This window comes from Yoonia sp. F2084L (genome assembly GCF_023015625.1).
Classification (GTDB): domain Bacteria; phylum Pseudomonadota; class Alphaproteobacteria; order Rhodobacterales; family Rhodobacteraceae; genus Yoonia.
In genome coordinates this window covers 531694-549775 of the sequence record NZ_JALKAH010000001.1, presented here as the reverse complement: position 1 = coordinate 549775, position 18082 = coordinate 531694, and the positions used below count along the sequence as shown (strand labels likewise).

At 55.9% G+C, this 18082-nt stretch carries 17 protein-coding genes; 6 read left to right on the top strand and 11 right to left on the bottom strand.

The window, feature by feature from the left end:
- Positions 1-4: 4 nt before the first annotated feature.
- Positions 5-1405 carry an NADP-dependent phosphogluconate dehydrogenase gene (gndA, locus tag MWU60_RS02680; protein ID WP_247225499.1) on the top strand — a complete coding sequence of 467 codons (1401 nt, stop codon included), beginning with the start codon at positions 5-7 and terminating at the stop codon, positions 1403-1405.
- A 640-nt stretch (positions 1406-2045) separates the two neighbouring features.
- Here gndA and phoB read toward each other — a convergent pair.
- From phoB to MWU60_RS02645, 7 genes are all read right to left on the bottom strand, one after another.
- Entirely contained in the window at positions 2046-2732 is a 687-nt protein-coding gene (gene phoB, locus MWU60_RS02675) for a phosphate regulon transcriptional regulator PhoB (protein ID WP_247225498.1), read from the bottom strand.
- 4 nt (positions 2733-2736) lie between these two features.
- Positions 2737-3444 (bottom strand): phosphate signaling complex protein PhoU, encoded by a 708-nt coding sequence (gene phoU / locus MWU60_RS02670; RefSeq protein ID WP_247225497.1) that lies wholly within the window; start codon positions 3442-3444, stop codon positions 2737-2739.
- A 12-nt stretch (positions 3445-3456) separates the two neighbouring features.
- Positions 3457-4257: a phosphate ABC transporter ATP-binding protein PstB gene (pstB, locus tag MWU60_RS02665; RefSeq protein ID WP_281493179.1), complete on the bottom strand. Its 801-nt coding sequence runs from the start codon at positions 4255-4257 to the stop codon at positions 3457-3459.
- Between the two features lie 12 nt (positions 4258-4269).
- Positions 4270-5589, bottom strand: coding sequence for a phosphate ABC transporter permease PstA (gene pstA, locus MWU60_RS02660; protein ID WP_247225495.1), 1320 nt, complete (start codon positions 5587-5589; stop codon positions 4270-4272).
- Positions 5586-6788: a phosphate ABC transporter permease subunit PstC gene (gene pstC / locus MWU60_RS02655; RefSeq protein WP_247225494.1), complete on the bottom strand. Its 1203-nt coding sequence runs from the start codon at positions 6786-6788 to the stop codon at positions 5586-5588. Before pstC ends, pstA begins: the two co-directional genes overlap by 4 nt.
- 66 nt (positions 6789-6854) lie before the next feature.
- Positions 6855-7889 (bottom strand): substrate-binding domain-containing protein, encoded by a 1035-nt coding sequence (locus MWU60_RS02650; RefSeq protein WP_247225493.1) that lies wholly within the window; start codon positions 7887-7889, stop codon positions 6855-6857.
- A 105-nt stretch (positions 7890-7994) separates the two neighbouring features.
- A complete protein-coding gene (locus tag MWU60_RS02645) occupies positions 7995-9032 on the bottom strand; it encodes an ATP-binding protein (protein ID WP_247225492.1) in 1038 nt (345 codons plus the stop codon).
- Between the two features lie 151 nt (positions 9033-9183).
- On the opposite strand from MWU60_RS02645, the gene MWU60_RS02640 reads away from it, so the two are divergent.
- On the top strand, positions 9184-9582 hold the full coding sequence (locus MWU60_RS02640; RefSeq protein ID WP_247225491.1) for a hypothetical protein: 399 nt from the start codon (positions 9184-9186) through the stop codon (positions 9580-9582).
- On the opposite strand, the gene MWU60_RS02635 is transcribed toward MWU60_RS02640, so the two are convergent.
- The 3 genes from MWU60_RS02635 to MWU60_RS02625 are packed head-to-tail and all read right to left on the bottom strand — an operon-like array spanning position 9583 to position 11622.
- Positions 9583-10104 (bottom strand): gamma carbonic anhydrase family protein, encoded by a 522-nt coding sequence (locus tag MWU60_RS02635; RefSeq protein WP_247225490.1) that lies wholly within the window; start codon positions 10102-10104, stop codon positions 9583-9585.
- Positions 10101-10739: a guanylate kinase gene (gene gmk, locus MWU60_RS02630; protein ID WP_247225489.1), complete on the bottom strand. Its 639-nt coding sequence runs from the start codon at positions 10737-10739 to the stop codon at positions 10101-10103. The genes MWU60_RS02635 and gmk overlap by 4 nt, the downstream gene beginning before the upstream one ends.
- Positions 10740-10743: 4 nt before the next feature.
- Entirely contained in the window at positions 10744-11622 is an 879-nt protein-coding gene (locus tag MWU60_RS02625; protein WP_247225488.1) for a YicC/YloC family endoribonuclease, read from the bottom strand.
- Positions 11623-11825: 203 nt separating this feature from the next.
- Here MWU60_RS02625 and MWU60_RS02620 point away from each other — a divergent pair, with 203 nt between their 5' ends.
- Entirely contained in the window at positions 11826-12470 is a 645-nt protein-coding gene (locus tag MWU60_RS02620) for a PAS domain-containing protein (protein WP_247225487.1), read from the top strand.
- On the opposite strand, the gene MWU60_RS02615 is transcribed toward MWU60_RS02620, so the two are convergent.
- Positions 12471-13841 (bottom strand): 3-deoxy-7-phosphoheptulonate synthase class II, encoded by a 1371-nt coding sequence (locus tag MWU60_RS02615; RefSeq protein ID WP_247225486.1) that lies wholly within the window; start codon positions 13839-13841, stop codon positions 12471-12473.
- A 191-nt stretch (positions 13842-14032) separates the two neighbouring features.
- Between MWU60_RS02615 and MWU60_RS02610 the strand changes: the two genes are divergently transcribed.
- The 3 genes from MWU60_RS02610 to MWU60_RS02600 all read left to right on the top strand — a co-directional run bounded on the left by MWU60_RS02610 (position 14033) and on the right by MWU60_RS02600 (position 18032).
- Complete coding sequence (locus MWU60_RS02610; RefSeq protein WP_247225485.1) at positions 14033-15034, top strand: GlxA family transcriptional regulator; 1002 nt, start codon at positions 14033-14035, stop codon at positions 15032-15034.
- 12 nt (positions 15035-15046) lie between these two features.
- A complete protein-coding gene (locus tag MWU60_RS02605; RefSeq protein ID WP_247225484.1) occupies positions 15047-16672 on the top strand; it encodes a DUF1963 domain-containing protein in 1626 nt (541 codons plus the stop codon).
- A 163-nt stretch (positions 16673-16835) separates the two neighbouring features.
- On the top strand, positions 16836-18032 hold the full coding sequence (locus tag MWU60_RS02600; protein ID WP_247225483.1) for an ABC transporter substrate-binding protein: 1197 nt from the start codon (positions 16836-16838) through the stop codon (positions 18030-18032).
- The last annotated feature ends 50 nt before the right edge of the window (positions 18033-18082 follow it).

Below are 18082 nucleotides of genomic sequence, written 5' to 3'. Positions count from 1 at the left end.
CAACATGAGCACTGCACAGATTGGGCTGATCGGCCTTGGAACGATGGGGGCTGCCCTCGCGCTGAACATTGCAGACAACGGGTTTGATATTGCGGTCTGGAACCGGACCACTGCAAGGACCAAGGCATTTCATAAAGATGCGGGGGCGCTGGCCAAGCGGGTTACCCCAACTGAAACACTCGAAGACCTCGTTGCCAGCATCAAATCGCCCCGCGCGATCATCCTGATGGTCCCTGCGGGCCAAGCTGTCGATGATCAGATCGCGGCGCTGCGTCCACTGCTGGACGCAGACGACATTATCATCGACGCAGGCAACGCCAATTTCCATGACACAAACCGGCGCGTGGCCGAGGCGGGTGATATGCCATTCCTTGGTATCGGTGTTTCGGGTGGTGAAGAAGGCGCGCGCTTTGGGCCATCCATCATGGGTGGCGGCAAACGGACGTACTGGGACCGGGTTGCGCATATCCTCACGGCAATTGCCGCCAAGCATAAGGGCAAAGCCTGTGCGACATGGATGGGCGAAGAAGGCGCAGGACACTTCGTCAAGGCGGTCCATAACGGTATCGAATACGCCGACATGCAGATGATCGCCGAGGTCTACGGGATCATGCGCGATGGTCTGGGCCTTGATAACAAGGCAATCGCTGACACTTTTGCAAGCTGGGACAAAGGTCCGCTGCGCAGCTATCTGATAGAAATATCCGGCAAAGTGGCTGGTGCGACCGATCCTGAAACCGGAAAACCGATGCTTGATGTCATCGTCGATGCCGCGGGCCAAAAGGGAACGGGTCGGTGGACCGTGATCGAGGCGCAGCATCTGGCGGCCCCCGTTCCGGCAATCGAAGCGGCTGTTGTCGCACGCAACTTGTCGTCACAGCGTGAGGCCCGCGCCGCAGGTGAGGCGCTATTTGGTGCGGCCCCACGTCATATCGCACATGATGTCCTGCCGCTGGCAACGCTGGAAGAAGCACTGATCGCGGGAAAAATCCTCTGCTATGCGCAAGGGTTTGGCATGATCGAAAAAGCGTCAGAAGAATTCGGTTGGGCGCTGCCATTGCCCGCCATTGCCGAAGTATGGCGGCAAGGCTGCATCATCCGTTCAGACATGCTTGATGATATGGCGACGGCACTGCGCGACGATCCCGATCGCAATTTGATGATGGCGCCCCGCTTTGCCGGCATGTTGAAAAAATCCCATGGCGCGCTGCGTCAAGTCGTGGCGCAGGCGGCCTTGCATGGCATGGCCCTGCCCGCGCTGTCATCGGGTCTGGCGTATTTCGACGCGATGCGCACAGCTCGCGGCACCGCGAATATGATTCAGGGCCAGCGTGATTTCTTTGGTGCACATGGGTTTGCGCGGGTTGATGGCGGCAGTGGGCATCATGGGCCATGGGGGACTTAAGTCCAACGGTTGTAACATAGCCTGAGGATCTAATATCTATAACGTAGATATTCAGACCATGAGCTGATCGTCACCAATGCTATTCGGGCCGCGTGCATGCCCTAAGTAAAACTTACGGGTCCAACCTAAAAACCACTTTATCTGTGGTCGACGGCTTCTGAAATTGGCTTTGTCAGGGCGTGGCGGTATCGGCATACTCTCGCCTGTCCTGTTCAAAATCTGATGTCTGACGTCATGAACCCCCGTATGTTACGGATTGTATAGAGTATTTTCAGTTTACATTCACAAAACACGAAAGGATTTCAAATGAAAAAACTATGCACGCTCTTGTTCATATGTGGAACGCTTAGCATACCATCAACGTCTTTCGCCGACGGGTCTGATGATGCGGGTGATGAAGGTGAGATGATTTGCCATTCCAATAGTAGCAGCGAATATATCTGCGTTATATTAGGTTAAGGATACCCTGTATCCTGATATGCGTTGTCACTTAGCGGCTTGCGCATCGCTTGATAGCCGCGGCAACCACATTCACATCTTTAAAAAATAACAGTCGAGGATTGCGCATCGGAGATTAAGACCCTCGCTGCGCAATCCAGTCACTTAGCCTAACGACACGGTAAGCACTTTTGCAAAAGCGTTAACCCAACGCATACCCTGCCCCACGCACCGTCCGCACGGGGTCGCTGCCGCCATGCTGTGTCAGCACCTTGCGCAGACGTCCCACATGCACATCCACCGTCCGCGTATCGACATAGATATCGCGCCCCCACACCCGGTCCAGCAGCATATCGCGCGACCAAACACGGCCTGGTTTTTCCATGAATGTAGAAAGCAGGCGAAACTCGGTCGGGCCAAGTTTCAAGGGGTTGTCATCGCGTGTGACCCGATGCGTTTCAGCATCAAGGACGATATCATCATAGGTCAGCACCTGCCCGACAGTTGCCGGGCGAACACGACGCAACTGGGTACGCACGCGGGCCATCAGTTCAGAAACTGAGTATGGTTTGACGACATAATCGTCTGCGCCGGTTTCAAGCCCGCGCACCTTATCCACTTCCTCAGACCGGGCTGACAGCATGATGATCGGGATGCCGCGCGTCTCTGGTTTGATTTTCAAACGGCGGCACACTTCAATGCCCGACAGATTGGGCATCATCCAGTCCAAGACGATCACATCCGGCGCATCTTCATCAACACAAAGAAGCCCCTCATCCCCGTTTTCGGCGCGGCTGACGCGAAAACCTTCGGCCTCTAGGTTGTAGGCGAGAACTTCCCGCTGCGCGGCCTCGTCTTCAACAATCAAAACATGGGGTTGTTGGGCCATTGTCTTAGCTCGAGTCTGTCACATATGCCGTCTTGTCACCCTTGGGGCGGGCTTCATCGGGCATTTCACCTGTGACCAGATAGATCACCTGCTCGGCCATATTGGTCGTCAGATCACCCATCCGCTCGATGTTTTTGGCCATAAAATGCAGGTGCATGCAGGCCGTAATATTGCGCGGGTCTTCCATCATGAAGGTCAGGAATTCCCGGAACAGCGCATTATACATCTGATCCACTTCCTGATCGCGCTGGCGGACGTCCTCGGCCAGTTCCGCGTCACCGCGCACGTAGGAATCAAGCGTGTCCTTTAACATGCGCTCTACTTCGCGCGCCATCCGGCGCAGAGCAACGTCAGACCCGATCACGGGGTTCATTTCAACCACTACGCTCGTCCGTTTGGCGATATTCTTGGCGTAGTCGCCGATCCGTTCTAACGACGCTGCCAGCCGCAGCACTGTAAGAACAGAGCGTAAGTCCTTGGAAACAGGCGCACGTAGCGCAATGGTGCGCGCGGCCTCTTCGTTGATCTGGATTTCAAGCGCGTCGATCACTTTGTCACTTTTACGGACTTCTTCGGCCAGTTCGACATCGCGGTCAGCAAGCGACTTGGCCGCCTTCATGATTGCCTCTTCCACAAGGCCACCCATCCGCATGATCAAGGTCGTGATGCCCTCTAGATCGCGGTCGTAGGCTGACGAAATATGTTCGTTCATTCTTGCTGCTCCTTACCCGATCCGGCCGGAAATATAGCTTTCCGTGCGCGGGTCGTGCGGGTTGGTAAAAATCTTGTCGGTATCGTCGTATTCCACAAGGTTGCCAAGGTGAAAGAATGCCGTTTTCTGGCTGACGCGCGCCGCCTGCTGCATAGAGTGGGTGACGATCACCACCGAGTAGCTTTGACGCAATTCGTCGATCAGTTCCTCGACTTGCGCGGTGGCAATCGGGTCAAGCGCCGAACAGGGTTCGTCCATCAGCAACACTTCCGGGGCCGTCGCAATGGCGCGCGCAATACAAAGCCGCTGCTGCTGACCACCAGAAAGCCCGGTGCCAGGCGAATCCAACCGATCCTTGGCTTCGTTCCAAAGCGCTGCTTTGCGCAGGGACTTTTCAACTATCTCGTCCAGATCCGCCTTGTTGCGCGCGAGGCCGTGGATTTTAGGGCCATAGGCGACATTGTCATAGATCGACTTGGGGAACGGGTTTGGTTTTTGAAACACCATGCCGACCTTGGCACGCAGTTGTACTGGGTCGACCTTGGGGTCATAGATATCTTCGCCATCAATGCGAATGTCACCGACGACCCGTGCAATATCAATTGTGTCGTTCATCCGATTGATACAACGTAGAAATGTGGACTTGCCACAGCCTGATGGACCAATAAAGGCCGTCACCGTTTTGTCGTCAATTTCAACATTCACGTCCTTGATCGCGTGGTTGTCCCCATAATAGACCTGCACGCCCTTGGCCGAGATCTTGATGTCGTGTTGCGTACTCATTGCGCGATCCATTTGTGCCATATCTTCCATTTGTCAGCCCTCCTACCAGCGCCGTTCAAAGCGGCGACGCAGATAGATCGCGACCGCGTTCATGATAAGCAAAAACACCAGCAATGTAATGATCGCACCTGACGCGCGTTCCACAAAGGCCGGGTCAGAGCGTTGGGTCCAGTTAAATACTTGCACGGGCAGCGCTGTTGATGCCTCACCAAACAACCCTGCCTCTGGCGTATAGGCCGCAGGATACTCGCGCACAAAAGCCACCATGCCAATCAACAACAGTGGGGCCGTTTCGCCCAAGGCCTGTGCCAAGCCGATAATCGTCCCTGTCAGGATACCCGGTGCCGCCAAGGGCAGCACGTGATGAAAAACCGACTGCATTTTAGACGCGCCCACACCCAATGCTGCGTCGCGGATCGACGGCGGCACGGATTTCAGCGCGGCTCGGGTCGAGATGATAATCGTGGGCAAGGTCATCAGCGTCAGCACCAGACCACCAACCAAGGGCGATGATTGGTTGAATTCCATGAAGTTGATGAAAATCGCGAGGCCCAGAATGCCGTAAACAATCGACGGCACCGCCGCGAGGTTCGAGATGTTGACCTCGATAATGTCGGTGATCCGGTTCTTGGGTGCGAATTCTTCGAGATAGATCGACGACGCAACGCCAATCGGCAGCGCCAGAAACAGCACGACCAGCATCATGTAAAGCGACCCAAGGATAGCAACACCAAGCCCCGCCGCCTCTGGCCGCTGCACGGATGCGTCCGGTGCGGTAAAGAAGTTCCAGTTGAACTTGGTGTCTATGACGCCAGCATCGGCCAGGGATTGCGCGATCATCAGCGCCTCGGGCGAGGTGTTGCCATCCAGTGCCGCACTTTCCATCGTGACGCGGCCTTTGAAATAGCCATCAATGCGACCGGATGCGAGCAGATCAAAGGTCACGGTCTGCCCCACCAAATCCGGGTTCGCAAGGACGCGGTCGCGTACTGTTGCTGCGGCCTCTTTCGAAATCAGCTCGCCAAGGTCCTTGTCCGAAAGCGCGGTTGTCAGCCCTTGCCTTTCGACTTCGGCCACAATCGCGGCGCGCAACAGCGGTGCGTAGCCAATCGTCGTGGTTTTGGCCATTTCAGCCGGGTCACGGTTGCCTTGTTTGTCGACACGGTCTTCTGACAGTTCAATCGGCAGCGCGATAAAGGTCTGCTGGAACGAGCTTAAACCGTTGGTCAGAACCGAGGTCAGCAGCACGGCCAAGGCCAGCATCGCGACAACAATGGCGCTCAGACCATAAGCCTTGAACCGGGCTTCGGCAGCATTGCGCTTTTTGGTGCGCGCGTCACTGACAAGAAGCGAGTTTTTCATTCGTACTGCTCCCGATATCTGCGCACGATATAAAGCGCGAAGACGTTCAAACCGAGGGTGATCACAAAGAGCGTCAGTCCAAGGGCAAAGGCCACCAGCGTCTCAGGGCTGGCAAAGTCGGTATCACCCGTCAGTTGGCTGACGATCTTGACCGTCACCGTCGTCATCGCCTCAAACGGGTTCAGTGACAGGCGGGCCGCGGCCCCTGCCCCCAAAACCACAATCATTGTTTCACCAATGGCGCGGGATGCAGCCAACAGAATGGCCCCGACGATGCCCGGCAAAGCCGCTGGCAGGACAACTTGACGGATGGTTTCAGAATGGGTCGCACCCAAGCCAAGCGAGCCATCACGCATCGCTTGCGGCACTGCATTGATGATATCGTCGGAAAGCGAGCTTACGAAGGGGATCAGCATGATCCCCATGACAAGACCCGCAGTCATCACTGATGACGCGCTTTGCCCCAGCCCCATCGGCTCTGCAAACACGTCGCGCAGGAGCGGGCCGACTGTGATCAGCGCGAAAAGGCCATAAACGATGGTGGGAATACCAGCCAGAACCTCAATCGCGGGCTTGGCAACCGCACGCAATCGTGGGCCCGCATATTCAGACAGATAAATCGCGGCAAACAGGCCAATCGGCACCGCAAAGATCAGCGCGATGAAGCTGACATACAGCGTGCCCCACAAAAGCGGGATGATGCCAAGATCAGAATTACCACGAAAATTGGGGGACCATGTCGTCGAGAAAAAGAAATCGCGCCAGTCGTATTGGCCGAAGAAGTTGAAGGTCTCGAACAGCATCGAAAAGACAATGCCCACGGTTGTCATGATCGCGATGGTCGAGGAAAAGATCAAAAGCCCCATGATCCAACGCTCGGCATAGGTGCGTGCGCGGGTCTGCGTCTTGATCCCGATCAGCGACAAGGCAAAGCCGGTTATACCGAGGCCAAGAACCACCAAAGAAAAGAACCAGCCGGGTGTCGTGCCTGTGATGCGGCTATAAAGTGCCAACATCAAAACCGCACCAAAGGCAGGTATGGCCGTGGAAAGGACCGTGTTCAGCGCATGTTGCTTAGGCAGTGAAACCAGCGTGCGAATGTCGCCACCCGCGACATGCAAGGCCCGCGACTTGGCGATAAAATAGCCAACGACGGCCAGCGCAAGAACAAAAAGAAGCGGGGTCGTCAGCGATTGCATGGGATGTTTTCCATCATCAAAGAGGGACCGGGGCGCCCGCAGACGCCCCAGCCGGTATTGTCGCGATTAAGAGCCGGAACCCATCACCATTTCTTGCGATACGGTTTCCTGCACCTTCATCAGCTCAGGATCGGACACCAGACCGTATTCGGCCAACGGACCATCCGGGCCCGCAATGTCGTCAGAGACGAAGAATTCCGCGAATTCCTTCAGCCCGGGGATCACGCCGATATGCGCTGCCTTGATGTAGAAATACAGCGGACGGGATACAGGATAGTCAGCCGCAGCAATGCTTTCGGTTGTCGGGACAACACCGTTCATCGTCGCGACCTGCAGCTTGTCTGTGTTGTTCTCATAGAACGACAGGCCAAAGACACCGATACCGTTTGTGTCGGCTTCAATCCGGGCGAGTGTTTCGGTGTAGTCACCGTCGATATCGACGGAACGACCGTCTGTACGGATCGCCATACACTTTTGTTCGGCTGTGTCTTCATCAACGCCGGCGTCCAGCATGGCCTGGAAAAACCCGCCTTCTTCACAACCAGCAAGGATGACCTTCTCTTCAAACACTTCACGTGTGCCGTGCTTGGTGCCGGGAATGAAAGCTTGGATCGGCTGGGCGGGGAACTCCGGGTTCACTTGATCCCAAGTCTCAAAGGTATTGGCAACCAACGCACCGTCGATGAAGTGCTCGTTGGCCAGCGCCTTGTACCAATCTGTTGGCGTAAATTCGAAGGAATTGCCGTTGATGTCGGATGCAAAGACGATGCCGTCATAACCGATGCGTACTTCGATGATGTCGCTAACGCCATTTGCGGCACAGACTTCGACTTCACCGGGACGGATCGCGCGGGACGCGTTTGCGATATCAATTGTGTTGGCGCCAACACCTTCACAGAACCGCTTCAGGCCAGCGGATGATCCGCCAGATTCGACAACGGGTGTTGGAAAATCAAAGTTTTCACCAAAAACCTCGGCGACGATTGAGGCATAGGGCAGCACGGTAGACGACCCGGCAACCTGGACGTTGTCACGGGCAAAGACGGATGTGGCAGTAAGGGCAATTGCCGCGGTTGTCGCGGTCAGCTTCATGATCGACATCAAATCACTCCTGTCAGTCAAACACCGATGACGCGCGAACCGCGCCACCATTGCAGCCTCTCTAAGCCTGCTGCCCGAACCTTTTGTGACACTTATGTAAAAGTTTTATGACGCTGCACCGGTGGGCAAAAATACCGATACTTTTGTGCCCTGCCCTTCGTGGCTTTCGATCAGCAATCGGCCTCTGTGCCGGTTGATGATATGCTTGACGATGGCAAGGCCCAACCCCGTACCACCCACTTCGCGAGAGCGGTGATTGTCGACCCGGTAAAACCGTTCCGTCAGCCGTGCGATGTGATGTTCAGCGATCCCGTCACCCTGATCTGCGACGCAGATTTGCACCGCTTCACCTCGGACCCGTGGATGCATCGCGCGCGGCATAAGCGTCACTGAAACGATACCACCGCTCGCCCCGTATTTGATCCCGTTTTCGACCAGATTGGTAAAGACCTGCACCAGTTGGCCCGCATCGCCGGGCACCATTTCATCAACACCGATCAGATCAAGACTGACGGCGACACCTGCCTTTTCGGCTTGCGGTTCAAGCCCCTTAATCACCGAGGACAACAGCGCACCCAGATCAACGTGTTCACGCGGGCGCACACGCTCATCCTCTTCCACACGCGAAAGCGACATCAGATCATCAACCAGCCGGGTCATGCGGTTCGCCTCATGGGACATGATGCCAAGAAAGCGATCGCGGGCGGCAGGATCATCGCGTGCTGCCCCACTGAGCGTTTCAATGAACCCAAGAAGGGCCGTTAAGGGCGTGCGCAATTCATGGCTCACGTTGGCCACAAAATCGCGGCGCATTTGGCCTGCATCCTCTGCGGCGGTTTGATCTTCGAATGTCAGGACGATATCACCGTCAGCCGAGGCCACACTTACTCTGAATACACTGTCTTTGGCTCCTGTGCGCGCGGTGTAGCGCACAGCTTTTCGGCTTTGGGTTGCGCGCACTTCGGCTATCGCCGCAATCACAGCGGGCTGCCGCAAGGCAGTAATATAGTGCTTGCCAATCAGGTCCGTACCTAGAATCACGTCAACCGGTTGATTGGCTGCGCGCACACGTTCATCTGGCCCAATGAGCAATACAGGTATCGGAAAAGCGTCAATAACTGCTGCGATGTCTTCTGTTTTCATTTTTTTTATCTAAGTGATTTCAACAAGCTGTGAAAGCCTGGGACAAAATGTCTCGCCTGTCGTAACAGTTTTATAACATGCATCTGTTGCCTCGGAACCGAACGGGATCATATTTGCTGAAATCAAGTCGTTAATGAGGAATTGGCAAAAAATGGCTCATGAAGCCCAGCAGCACGCGATCCAGCCCAACGCGAGCGAAAAGCAGGCGATTGCTGATGTGACATTGGTTGTCGGTAACATTGCGCGATGGACTGCGGAAGGGCGGCCACCGGTCAAGACAGACGTGTTCGAATTCACCGAATTCGAACATCTAACGCAGGAATTGTTAGACTTCATCAACCCCGACATCATCCTCTCGCCGCTCATGGCAGATGATTTTGATGTCGTCGAAATGGCTGACCGGCTTCATGCCTTGGGATATCGTGGCTGCTACCGGGCGATCACAAGCAATATCCCGAACGCCGACATGATCCGTGCCGAGGTGCGCAACCATGCACCCGAGGTTGATTTCGACCTTTTGATGATGTCGCCGGTTGCCAATGACGGCTAATTAGACGGCTTTCAAATCGCTGCGGAAGCGCGCGGCATTTTCCTGATAATGCAGTGCCGACAGGCGCAAACCGTCTATTGCGCTTTCATCAAGCTGCCGGATCACCTTGCCCGGCACACCCATGACCAACGACCCGTCCGGGATGACTTTGCCTTCGGTAATCAATGCGCCTGCCCCGATCAGACAGTTTTTGCCGATCATGGCACCATTCAGAACGGTAGCGCCCATCCCGATCAAGGTGTTTTCGCCAATCACGCAACCATGCAGCATGGCCTTATGCCCAATAGTGCACCCCGCGCCGACGGTCAGCGGAAACCCCATATCGGTATGTAGAACGCAGTTTTCCTGTACATTGCTGCCGGCACCAATTGTGATCCGCTCATTGTCGCCACGCAGCGTGCTGCCAAACCAAACCGATGCTTTGGCCTCAAGCGTGATATCACCGATCACATAGCAACCGGGTGCGACCCAGGCATCATCTGCGACAGCAGGGGTGACATCACCAAGGGCATAAACACTCATGTCCGCTCTCCAAATTGCGATTGCAGGCTGCGCACATGGTCGACCAGTTGCGGTTGCTGTGAGCGGCGCAAACGTTCAGCGCTAATGATTGTTTTGAGCTGCGCCTCTGTGTTGTCCAGGTCGTCGTTGACCAGCACGTAGTCATAACCGTCCCAATGGCTGATCTCATCCCAGCTTTTCTGCATCCGCCCTTCGATGACATCAGCCGCATCCTGTCCTCGGCTGACTAGGCGGCGATGCAGCTCTGCAATTGACGGCGGCAGGATGAAGATGGACAGAACATGCTCTTGCAAGGCAGAGTTGCTGATCTGCTGCGCGCCTTGCCAATCGATGTCAAACAGCACATCGCGACCACTTTCGATGGCGGTCTGCACGGGCGCTTTGGGCGAGCCGTAATAGTTCCCAAAGACCCTTGCGTGTTCCAGCATACCCGCGTTTGCAACTTGATCCTGAAACGCCGAAACGGACACAAAGTAATAGTCTTTGCCATCCACCTCGCCCTCGCGCGGTGCGCGTGTGGTGGCAGAGACTGAGAATTGCAGCGTTTCATCCCATGCGCGCAGACGCCCAGCCAATGTAGACTTGCCCGCACCGGATGGCGACGACAGGATAATCAAAAGGCCGCGGCGGGTCATGGCGTTACTCCACATTCTGAATTTGTTCGCGCATCTGGTCGATCACAGCTTTCAGGTCAAGGCCGATGGCCGTCAGCGCGCTTGCCTGCGCTTTGGCACATAGTGTATTCGCCTCACGGTTAAATTCTTGTGCCAGAAAGTCCAGTTTTCGGCCTGCGGGCTTTTTCTCAGCCATAAGGGCACGCGCTGCCGCAACATGGGCCTTGAGCCGGTCAATCTCTTCGGTCACATCGGATTTCACCGCCAGCAAGGCCAGTTCTTGCGCAACCCGGCCCTCTTCAATCTCGGCCACATCGTCCATCACACGGCGCAAGGCGGTCGTCAGATTTTCCTTCACCTGGGGCGCGCGGGCCTCGGCGGCAACGGCAGCCGCGTCGGTCAATTGCGCGATCTGATCAAGCTGAGCGCTGATGACCTTCGCCAATGCGGCACCCTCATGGGCACGCATTTCAACAAAATCGGCAACTAAAGGGGCGACATCGGCCATCAAGGCCGCAGCCAGTGCTCCATCGTCATCCTCTGCCGTGGCTGCGACCATGACACCGCGTTGGGTCAAAACATCTGCTGCGGTGGGCTGCCCCAGTGTCACGCCCATCGCAAAGGCACGTTCCTGCACAAGATCGAGCGCTTTGAGAACTTCATCAAGATAGGCCTCATCGACCTTCACGCCGCCGCCTGCCTCATCGCGCTGCAAACGCAGGTTCACGGTGACATTGCCGCGCGCCAAAGCCTTGGTCAGTGCGCCGCGCACAGCGGGTTCCAACCCGTCGATCCCTTCGGGCATCCGCAATCGCAGGTCCAGTCCGCGCGCGTTTACACCGCGCATTTCCCAGCTCCACGATGCGCCATCACCGGTGCCAGTGCGGCTTGCAAATGCTGTCATTGAATGGGTCATGCTGTGCTGCCTGTCATTTATACTGACTGCACCTAAAGGAATTCTGCCAGTTGGGGCAAGAGGTCGCAGCCGATCCCATTAACCACTTAACACTTTGTTAAATGGTTAACGGCCAAGACTTTGTTAAAGATTCGTTAAACGATGAAAACAATTTTCCCAAAATGCTTGGGACTGGTCACGAGGAACACGTCATGGACATTAACGAGTATTCAAAAGAGCGCAGACAGAACCAGATGCCCGGTCAAAGTGACCCCATTTTGCAAAACCTTGAACAGTACTGGCAAACACTGCGCCACGCACAACGTCTTCCGGCCCGCAATGACATTGCACCCAGCAAGCTTGATGATGCGTTGCCTTACGCCTTCATTCTGCAACGGGTCGCCCCCGGTACAGCCCGATTTCGCGTTGCAGGCCAAAAGCTGCATGATCTGTTGAAAATGGATGCACGCGGCATGCCCGTCAGCACCGTTTTCCTGCCCGAGGCACGCGAACAGGTGCAAGACCTGCTTGAGGCCGCATTCATCGGGCCTGCGATCATCAGCATCCCACTTGTGTCACCGGGCACGCTGATGCGACCTGTATTGCACGGCACAATGCTTTTGTTGCCGATGCGTGATAGTGCCGATCAACCGACGCGGGTTCTGGGTGCACTCGTGACTGGGCCGCATTCCGGCACACGCCCTCGGCGTTTCATGATTGAAGACAGCGCGCGTATCCGACACGAACCCATCGGCGTGCAACTTGCCACCAGTCAGTTGATCCCGCGCGGACCGGCCCCAATGGAAAAGCCGGACACAGCGCGCCCGGCTTTGAAGCTTGTCGTCAATAACGGGTGATCAGCCCGCCTTGGCCTGACGGATTGTGGCGCGTCGCGCTGACAGTTCTTCGGCCACAAGGAAAGCAAGTTCCAGTGACTGCGATGCGTTCAAACGCGGGTCGCAAGCAGTGTGGTAGCGGCTGGACAGATCCTCATCTGTGACAGCACGCACCCCGCCGGTGCATTCGGTTACGTCTTTACCTGTCATCTCAAAGTGCACGCCACCGGGAACAGTCCCTTCGGCGTTATGGATCGCGAAGAATTCTTTGACCTCGCGCAGCACGCTTTCAAACGGACGGGTCTTATAGCCGGTCGAAGATTTTATCGTGTTGCCATGCATCGCATCACAGGTCCAAACGACGTTAGCACCCTCTTCCGCAACCGCCTTGATCAGACGTGGCAGATGCTCACCAACGGACCCTGCCCCGAAACGCGCAATCAAAGTCAGACGACCCGCTTCATTTTCAGGGTTCAAGGACGCCATCAGCGCCTTCAGGTGGCCACTGGTCATCGAAGGACCGCATTTCAGACCAATCGGGTTCTGCACGCCCTTGCAGAATTCGACATGCGCACCGTCAGGCTGACGCGTACGGTCGCCGATCCAGATCATATGACCAGAGCCTGCAAGCCATTTGCCCGAAGTAGAATCCAAGCGGCAAAGTGCCTCTTCATACTCCAGCAACAGCGCCTCGTGGCTGGTGTAGAAATCAACCGTTTGCAATTCGTGGTTGGTTTCGGTGGTCAGACCAGCGGCCTCCATGAAATCAAGCGTGTCGCTGATCCGCTCGGCCATATCGCTGTACTTTTGCACTTCGTTGCTGTCGGTGAAGCCAAGCGTCCATTTGTGCACCTCATGCACATTCGCAAAACCACCGGTGGAAAACGCGCGCAGCAGGTTCAGGGTCGCAGCGGCCTGCATGTAGGCCTGGCTCATCCGCTCAGGGTCAGGGATGCGGCTGTCAGGGGTAAAATCAAATCCGTTGATGATATCACCACGGTAGCTTGGCAATTCCACACCATTGACGGTTTCTGTCGGTGCCGAACGCGGCTTGGCCATCTGGCCTGCCATACGGCCCACCTTCACCACAGGCACCTTGGCACCATAGGTCAAAACCATCGCCATTTGCAGCATGACTTTGAACGTGTCGCGGATGCCATCTGCGCTGAATTCAGCAAAGCTTTCGGCACAATCGCCACCTTGCAGCAAGAACGCCTCGCCGCGGCTGACCGCGGCTAGTTCCGACTTCAACCGACGTGCTTCACCAGCAAAAACTAACGGTGGATAGCTGGCAAGACGACCTTCGACAGCGTTCAATGCGCTTTCGTCGGTATACTCAGGCATCTGGACCCGGGGCTTTTTGCGCCAGTCAGATTTTTGCCAGTCAGTCATCATCTTGCTCCATCTTGCGGGTAAGTTAGCGATATCAGTGGTTGCATATAACGTGCAGTGCTGGGCAGGCCAATCGGAAAATGCCCAAGACTGTATGCGACAATACATGTCGTAAGACATGCTTTCTCTCTTGAACGCGGTTTACAAACCTGATGTGGTTCTTCGGCAATAGGTGACCACGGATCAAGGCGATGTCAATCGAACCACAAATTGTAGAAGTCGACCACGCCGGAAAGCCGCGACGGTTTGTTTTCGTACTGATGGACAACTTTACCATGCTTTGTTTTGCAGCGGCATTGGAAAGCTTGCGCATTGCCAATCGCACTGCGGGCAAAGAACTATACAAATGGAAGATCATGTCGGAAAACGGGGATGAGGCCACCTGCTCAAACGGCTGCGTTTTTCGGGTCGACAGCGCATTGGCCGAACTTGATCGCGACGATACCATCATGTTGTGCGGCGGTGTCGATGTTCAGCAGGCAACAACGAAACGGACGCTGAATTGGATCAGGCGCGAAGCGCGCCGCGGCGTGACAATTGCGGGGCTTTGCACCGCTGGCTTCACGATGGCGAAGGCCGGATTACTGGACGGCAAGAAAGCGACAATCCACTGGGAAAACCAGGACAGCTTTGCTGAAGAGTTTGAAGAGGTCGAATTGACCAAATCGGTTTTCGTGGTCGATGGAAACCGGATCACCACCGCAGGCGGCACGGCCTCTATTGATCTGATGATCAAATTGATCGCGGATGACCACGGGGAAGACCTTGCCAATGCGGTCGCAGATATTCTGATCTATTCCGCGATCCGCACCGATCAGGACACACAGCGCCTGTCTATCCCGACCCGGATCGGCGTGCGCCACCCCAAGCTAAGCCGCGTCATTCAGATGATGGAACAGAACATCGAAGAACCCATCAGCCCCGCGATTTTGGCCAAAGATGTCGGCATGTCCACACGCCAGCTTGAGCGGTTGTTCCGGCGCTACCTGTCGCGCAGCCCCAAGAGGTACTACATGGAACTGCGTCTGCAAAAGGCGCGCAATCTGCTGATGCAGACAGACATGACCGTGATCAATGTGGCCTTGGCGTGCGGTTTTGCGTCACCGTCGCATTTTTCTAAATGCTATCGGTCGCATTATGATACAACGCCCTACAGAGAACGCGGCAGTCATGCGGCGCGTTTGTCAGTTTGATTGGGGGCAATCATGCTTAAAGTGGTGCAGCGGGTCGTTGCAGGGTTCGTTCTTGTGGCGATCGGTGTTGCGGTCTACGGGTATCTGACACAAGATATCGCGCTCGCCGCCTTAGCGCTGTTCGGGTTGGCGATCGCGATACTGGGCGCCGTCCGTTTGGGTGTCTTCCGACGCGCGACTGCGCAGACGGCAGCAAACGCCCCGACTACCGATCCGCGCGATGAACATCTTGACGACCTTCCCGTCGTCGGCCCGACAGAAGACCAGCTTTATATGGTGTTCGCCCGGTTGGACGGTGTGAAAACCGGCGAAGATTTTCGCCAGCGCATCGACACGATCATCGAAGAGCATGATCTTTCCCCGCTCAGCGCCGACGATATCGACCGCATGGCGGCTAGCATTGATGCCAAAGACCTGCGCGGGCAATCATTCATCCGCACCTCTGGGATCGCTTTTGTGCGCCAGATGCGCGCTGAGATTGACGTAGACTACGCCGGCGTCAGCTGGCTGGGCGGGCTGCCGACACTGAGCGATACACCTTGGCCCCGCGATGACTTTGGCCGAGCGATGCATCATCTGGGACAGATTGATCTGTCCACAATTCCTGATCCCATCTTGCCAGAGGGCATGCCGCGCACCGGTGCCATGGCCTTTTTCATGACAACAACAACCGATGGCCCCCGGCAATCAAAAGTGCTGCATCTGCCGCAGATCGGCAATACTGCCACGGAACCACCGCAGGACTTGCAACCGATCTATGCCGGCCCCGAATGGGGATTGCATGTTAAGGGACACGCCCGTGATGGCGCGCCAAATACCTTTCCGCGTTGGCCGGTTGACGTGATCCTGCTGCCCATGGCCGATCAGAACAAGGACGATGACGCCCATGAAATCGTGGCGGACCTGCTACCGCTACAAACCGATACGCATCTGTCGCCAATGAACTATCGTGATAAATTGCCGGACTTTGCGCGGCCCTACTTCTGGGACACCGCGCATCGTTTTACCAATTCCCTGCGCACCGCACGCGATGACGTGCCCCAAACGATCCACGACACGCGCAAGCGGTTGCAGGACTTCGGCGGGCATCACCAAGCCAGCCTTGATGTTCTGACCAGCCAAGAGACAGCCTTTTCCCAATTTGTCGATGAGGTCAGCATCTGGGCTGTCACGCGCGAGCCGTGGGAAAAGATGTCGGTGGCTGATGCGGAACAACTGCATCGCTACTTTGATCGCGTCAAAGGAACAACTGCGCAGAAAGCAGTGTTTGAGCCTTTCTATAAGAACACCCCAGGTGAGTTGCTCAGCGTTGAAGAAGCCGCGCAAGCCACATTGCTGGCCGCTGCAAACGCTGCACCAGATATCTATGGCACTTTGCCTGAAAAAGTCCGTGATGACATCGACGCCAAATATCGGTTGGCGTCCAAAGGACGTTGGCACCAGATGTTCGGTCTTGGTTCAAGGCTGTCAGGCGCCCCCGCCGGGCATACGCACCATCACATGCTAATGCAGTTTCATTCAGATCAGTTGTTAAACTGGACGTGGGGCAGCACCGGCGTGTTGCAGCTTTGGATCACGGATGAAGACCTGTTGGCGCAAAATTGGGACGCCGTTGAGATGACGATCTCGGATCAATAGCCCCTAAAACCGCCTATTTTACCGCGCTTAAGAACGATAAAGTGAATCCGCCTTTGGAACGTCGGCTGAAAGGCGAATTGACCTTTCGTTCCGACTTTCCTTTTGGAAACGTCCTGCTAATCTGCGCGGCAGGATAAAGACATCCACTAGGGAGACGGAAAAAATGAAAAAACTAATTATGGCGACATCTGCTGTCGCAATGATGGCTGGCGGCGCATTCGCTGCAGGCCACACCGAAGAAGTCAAAATCGGCGTCATTCTGGGCTTTACTGGCCCGCTTGAGTCCATCACACCCGCAATGGGGGCCGGTGCTGAACTGGCCATGCAGGAAGTCACCGACAGCGGCGCGCTGCTGGGCGGTGCAACTGTGACATCCGTACGCGGTGACAGCACATGTATTGACGCAGGTGCAGCAACGGCTGCGGCTGAACGTCTGGTCACATCCGACGAAGTTGATGCCATCATGGGCGCTGACTGTTCCGGCGTGACAGGTGCGATCTTGCAAAACGTAGCGCGTCCCAACGGCGTTGCGATGATTTCGCCATCCGCAACATCCCCCGGTCTGTCCACAGCAGATGACGACGGTCTGTTCTTCCGTACAGCCCCATCTGACGCGCGTCAGGGTGTCATCATCACAGAGATCCTACAGGATCGTGGTGTGAACGAAGTGGCTTTGACATACACAAACAACGACTACGGCAAGGGTCTTGCCGATGCGTTCCAGGCTGAATTCGAAGCAGCTGGCGGCACAGTCACAATCTCTGCGGCCCACGAAGACGGCAAAGCAGATTATTCTGCTGAAGTAGGTGCGCTGGCATCTGCTGGTGGCGAAGTTCTGGTTGTTGCAGGCTACGTTGACCAAGGTGGCTCTGGCATCATCCGCTCTAGCCTTGATAGCGGTGCGTTCGACACATTCTACCTGCCAGATGGCATGGTCGGTGCAGTGCTCAACGACAACTTCGGTGCTGAATTGAACGGCTCCTTTGGCGCATACCCGGGCACCGATAATGCAGGTGCTGGCATGTTCGTTGAACTGGCCGCAGCGGCCGGTTTTGACGGCACAGGCGCGTTCTCACCTGAAAGCTATGACGCGGCGGCACTGATCATGCTGGCGATGCAGGCGGCAGAATCCAAAGATTCGGCTGATTTCAAAGACCACGTCTTTGATGTTGCCAACGCACCCGGCATTCAGATCATGCCCGGTCAGTTGGCCGAAGGCCTGACACTGGTCGCGGCTGGTTTCGACATCGACTATGTCGGTGCTTCTGCGGTGGAACTGATCGGACCCGGCGAAAGCGCGGGGAACTATCAGGAAATCGAATTCGCCGATGGCGTCTATTCCACAATCAACTACCGTTAATCGGATCAGTTAACAACGGAACGGCGCGGGTTTTCCCCGCGCCGTTTTGC

Bases quoted from the DNA above. Each gene is read 5' to 3' on its own strand.
- MWU60_RS02625 (WP_247225488.1), bottom strand. From the start codon at position 11,622: ATGACAGCATTTGCAAGCCGCACTGGCACCGGTGATGGCGCATCGTGG.
- MWU60_RS02635 (WP_247225490.1), bottom strand. From the start codon at position 10,104: ATGAGTGTTTATGCCCTTGGTGATGTCACCCCTGCTGTCGCAGATGAT.
- MWU60_RS02620 (WP_247225487.1), top strand. From the start codon at position 11,826: ATGGACATTAACGAGTATTCAAAAGAGCGCAGACAGAACCAGATGCCC.
- MWU60_RS02650 (WP_247225493.1), bottom strand. From the start codon at position 7,889: ATGTCGATCATGAAGCTGACCGCGACAACCGCGGCAATTGCCCTTACT.
- MWU60_RS02605 (WP_247225484.1), top strand. From the start codon at position 15,047: ATGCTTAAAGTGGTGCAGCGGGTCGTTGCAGGGTTCGTTCTTGTGGCG.
- MWU60_RS02640 (WP_247225491.1), top strand. From the start codon at position 9,184: ATGGCTCATGAAGCCCAGCAGCACGCGATCCAGCCCAACGCGAGCGAA.
- gmk (WP_247225489.1), bottom strand. From the start codon at position 10,739: ATGACCCGCCGCGGCCTTTTGATTATCCTGTCGTCGCCATCCGGTGCG.
- phoU (WP_247225497.1), bottom strand. From the start codon at position 3,444: ATGAACGAACATATTTCGTCAGCCTACGACCGCGATCTAGAGGGCATC.
- gndA (WP_247225499.1), top strand. From the start codon at position 5: ATGAGCACTGCACAGATTGGGCTGATCGGCCTTGGAACGATGGGGGCT.
- MWU60_RS02615 (WP_247225486.1), bottom strand. From the start codon at position 13,841: ATGACTGACTGGCAAAAATCTGACTGGCGCAAAAAGCCCCGGGTCCAG.
- pstB (WP_281493179.1), bottom strand. From the start codon at position 4,257: ATGGAAGATATGGCACAAATGGATCGCGCAATGAGTACGCAACACGAC.
- MWU60_RS02645 (WP_247225492.1), bottom strand. From the start codon at position 9,032: ATGAAAACAGAAGACATCGCAGCAGTTATTGACGCTTTTCCGATACCT.
- pstC (WP_247225494.1), bottom strand. From the start codon at position 6,788: ATGCAATCGCTGACGACCCCGCTTCTTTTTGTTCTTGCGCTGGCCGTC.
- pstA (WP_247225495.1), bottom strand. From the start codon at position 5,589: ATGAAAAACTCGCTTCTTGTCAGTGACGCGCGCACCAAAAAGCGCAAT.
- MWU60_RS02600 (WP_247225483.1), top strand. From the start codon at position 16,836: ATGAAAAAACTAATTATGGCGACATCTGCTGTCGCAATGATGGCTGGC.
- MWU60_RS02610 (WP_247225485.1), top strand. From the start codon at position 14,033: ATGTCAATCGAACCACAAATTGTAGAAGTCGACCACGCCGGAAAGCCG.
- phoB (WP_247225498.1), bottom strand. From the start codon at position 2,732: ATGGCCCAACAACCCCATGTTTTGATTGTTGAAGACGAGGCCGCGCAG.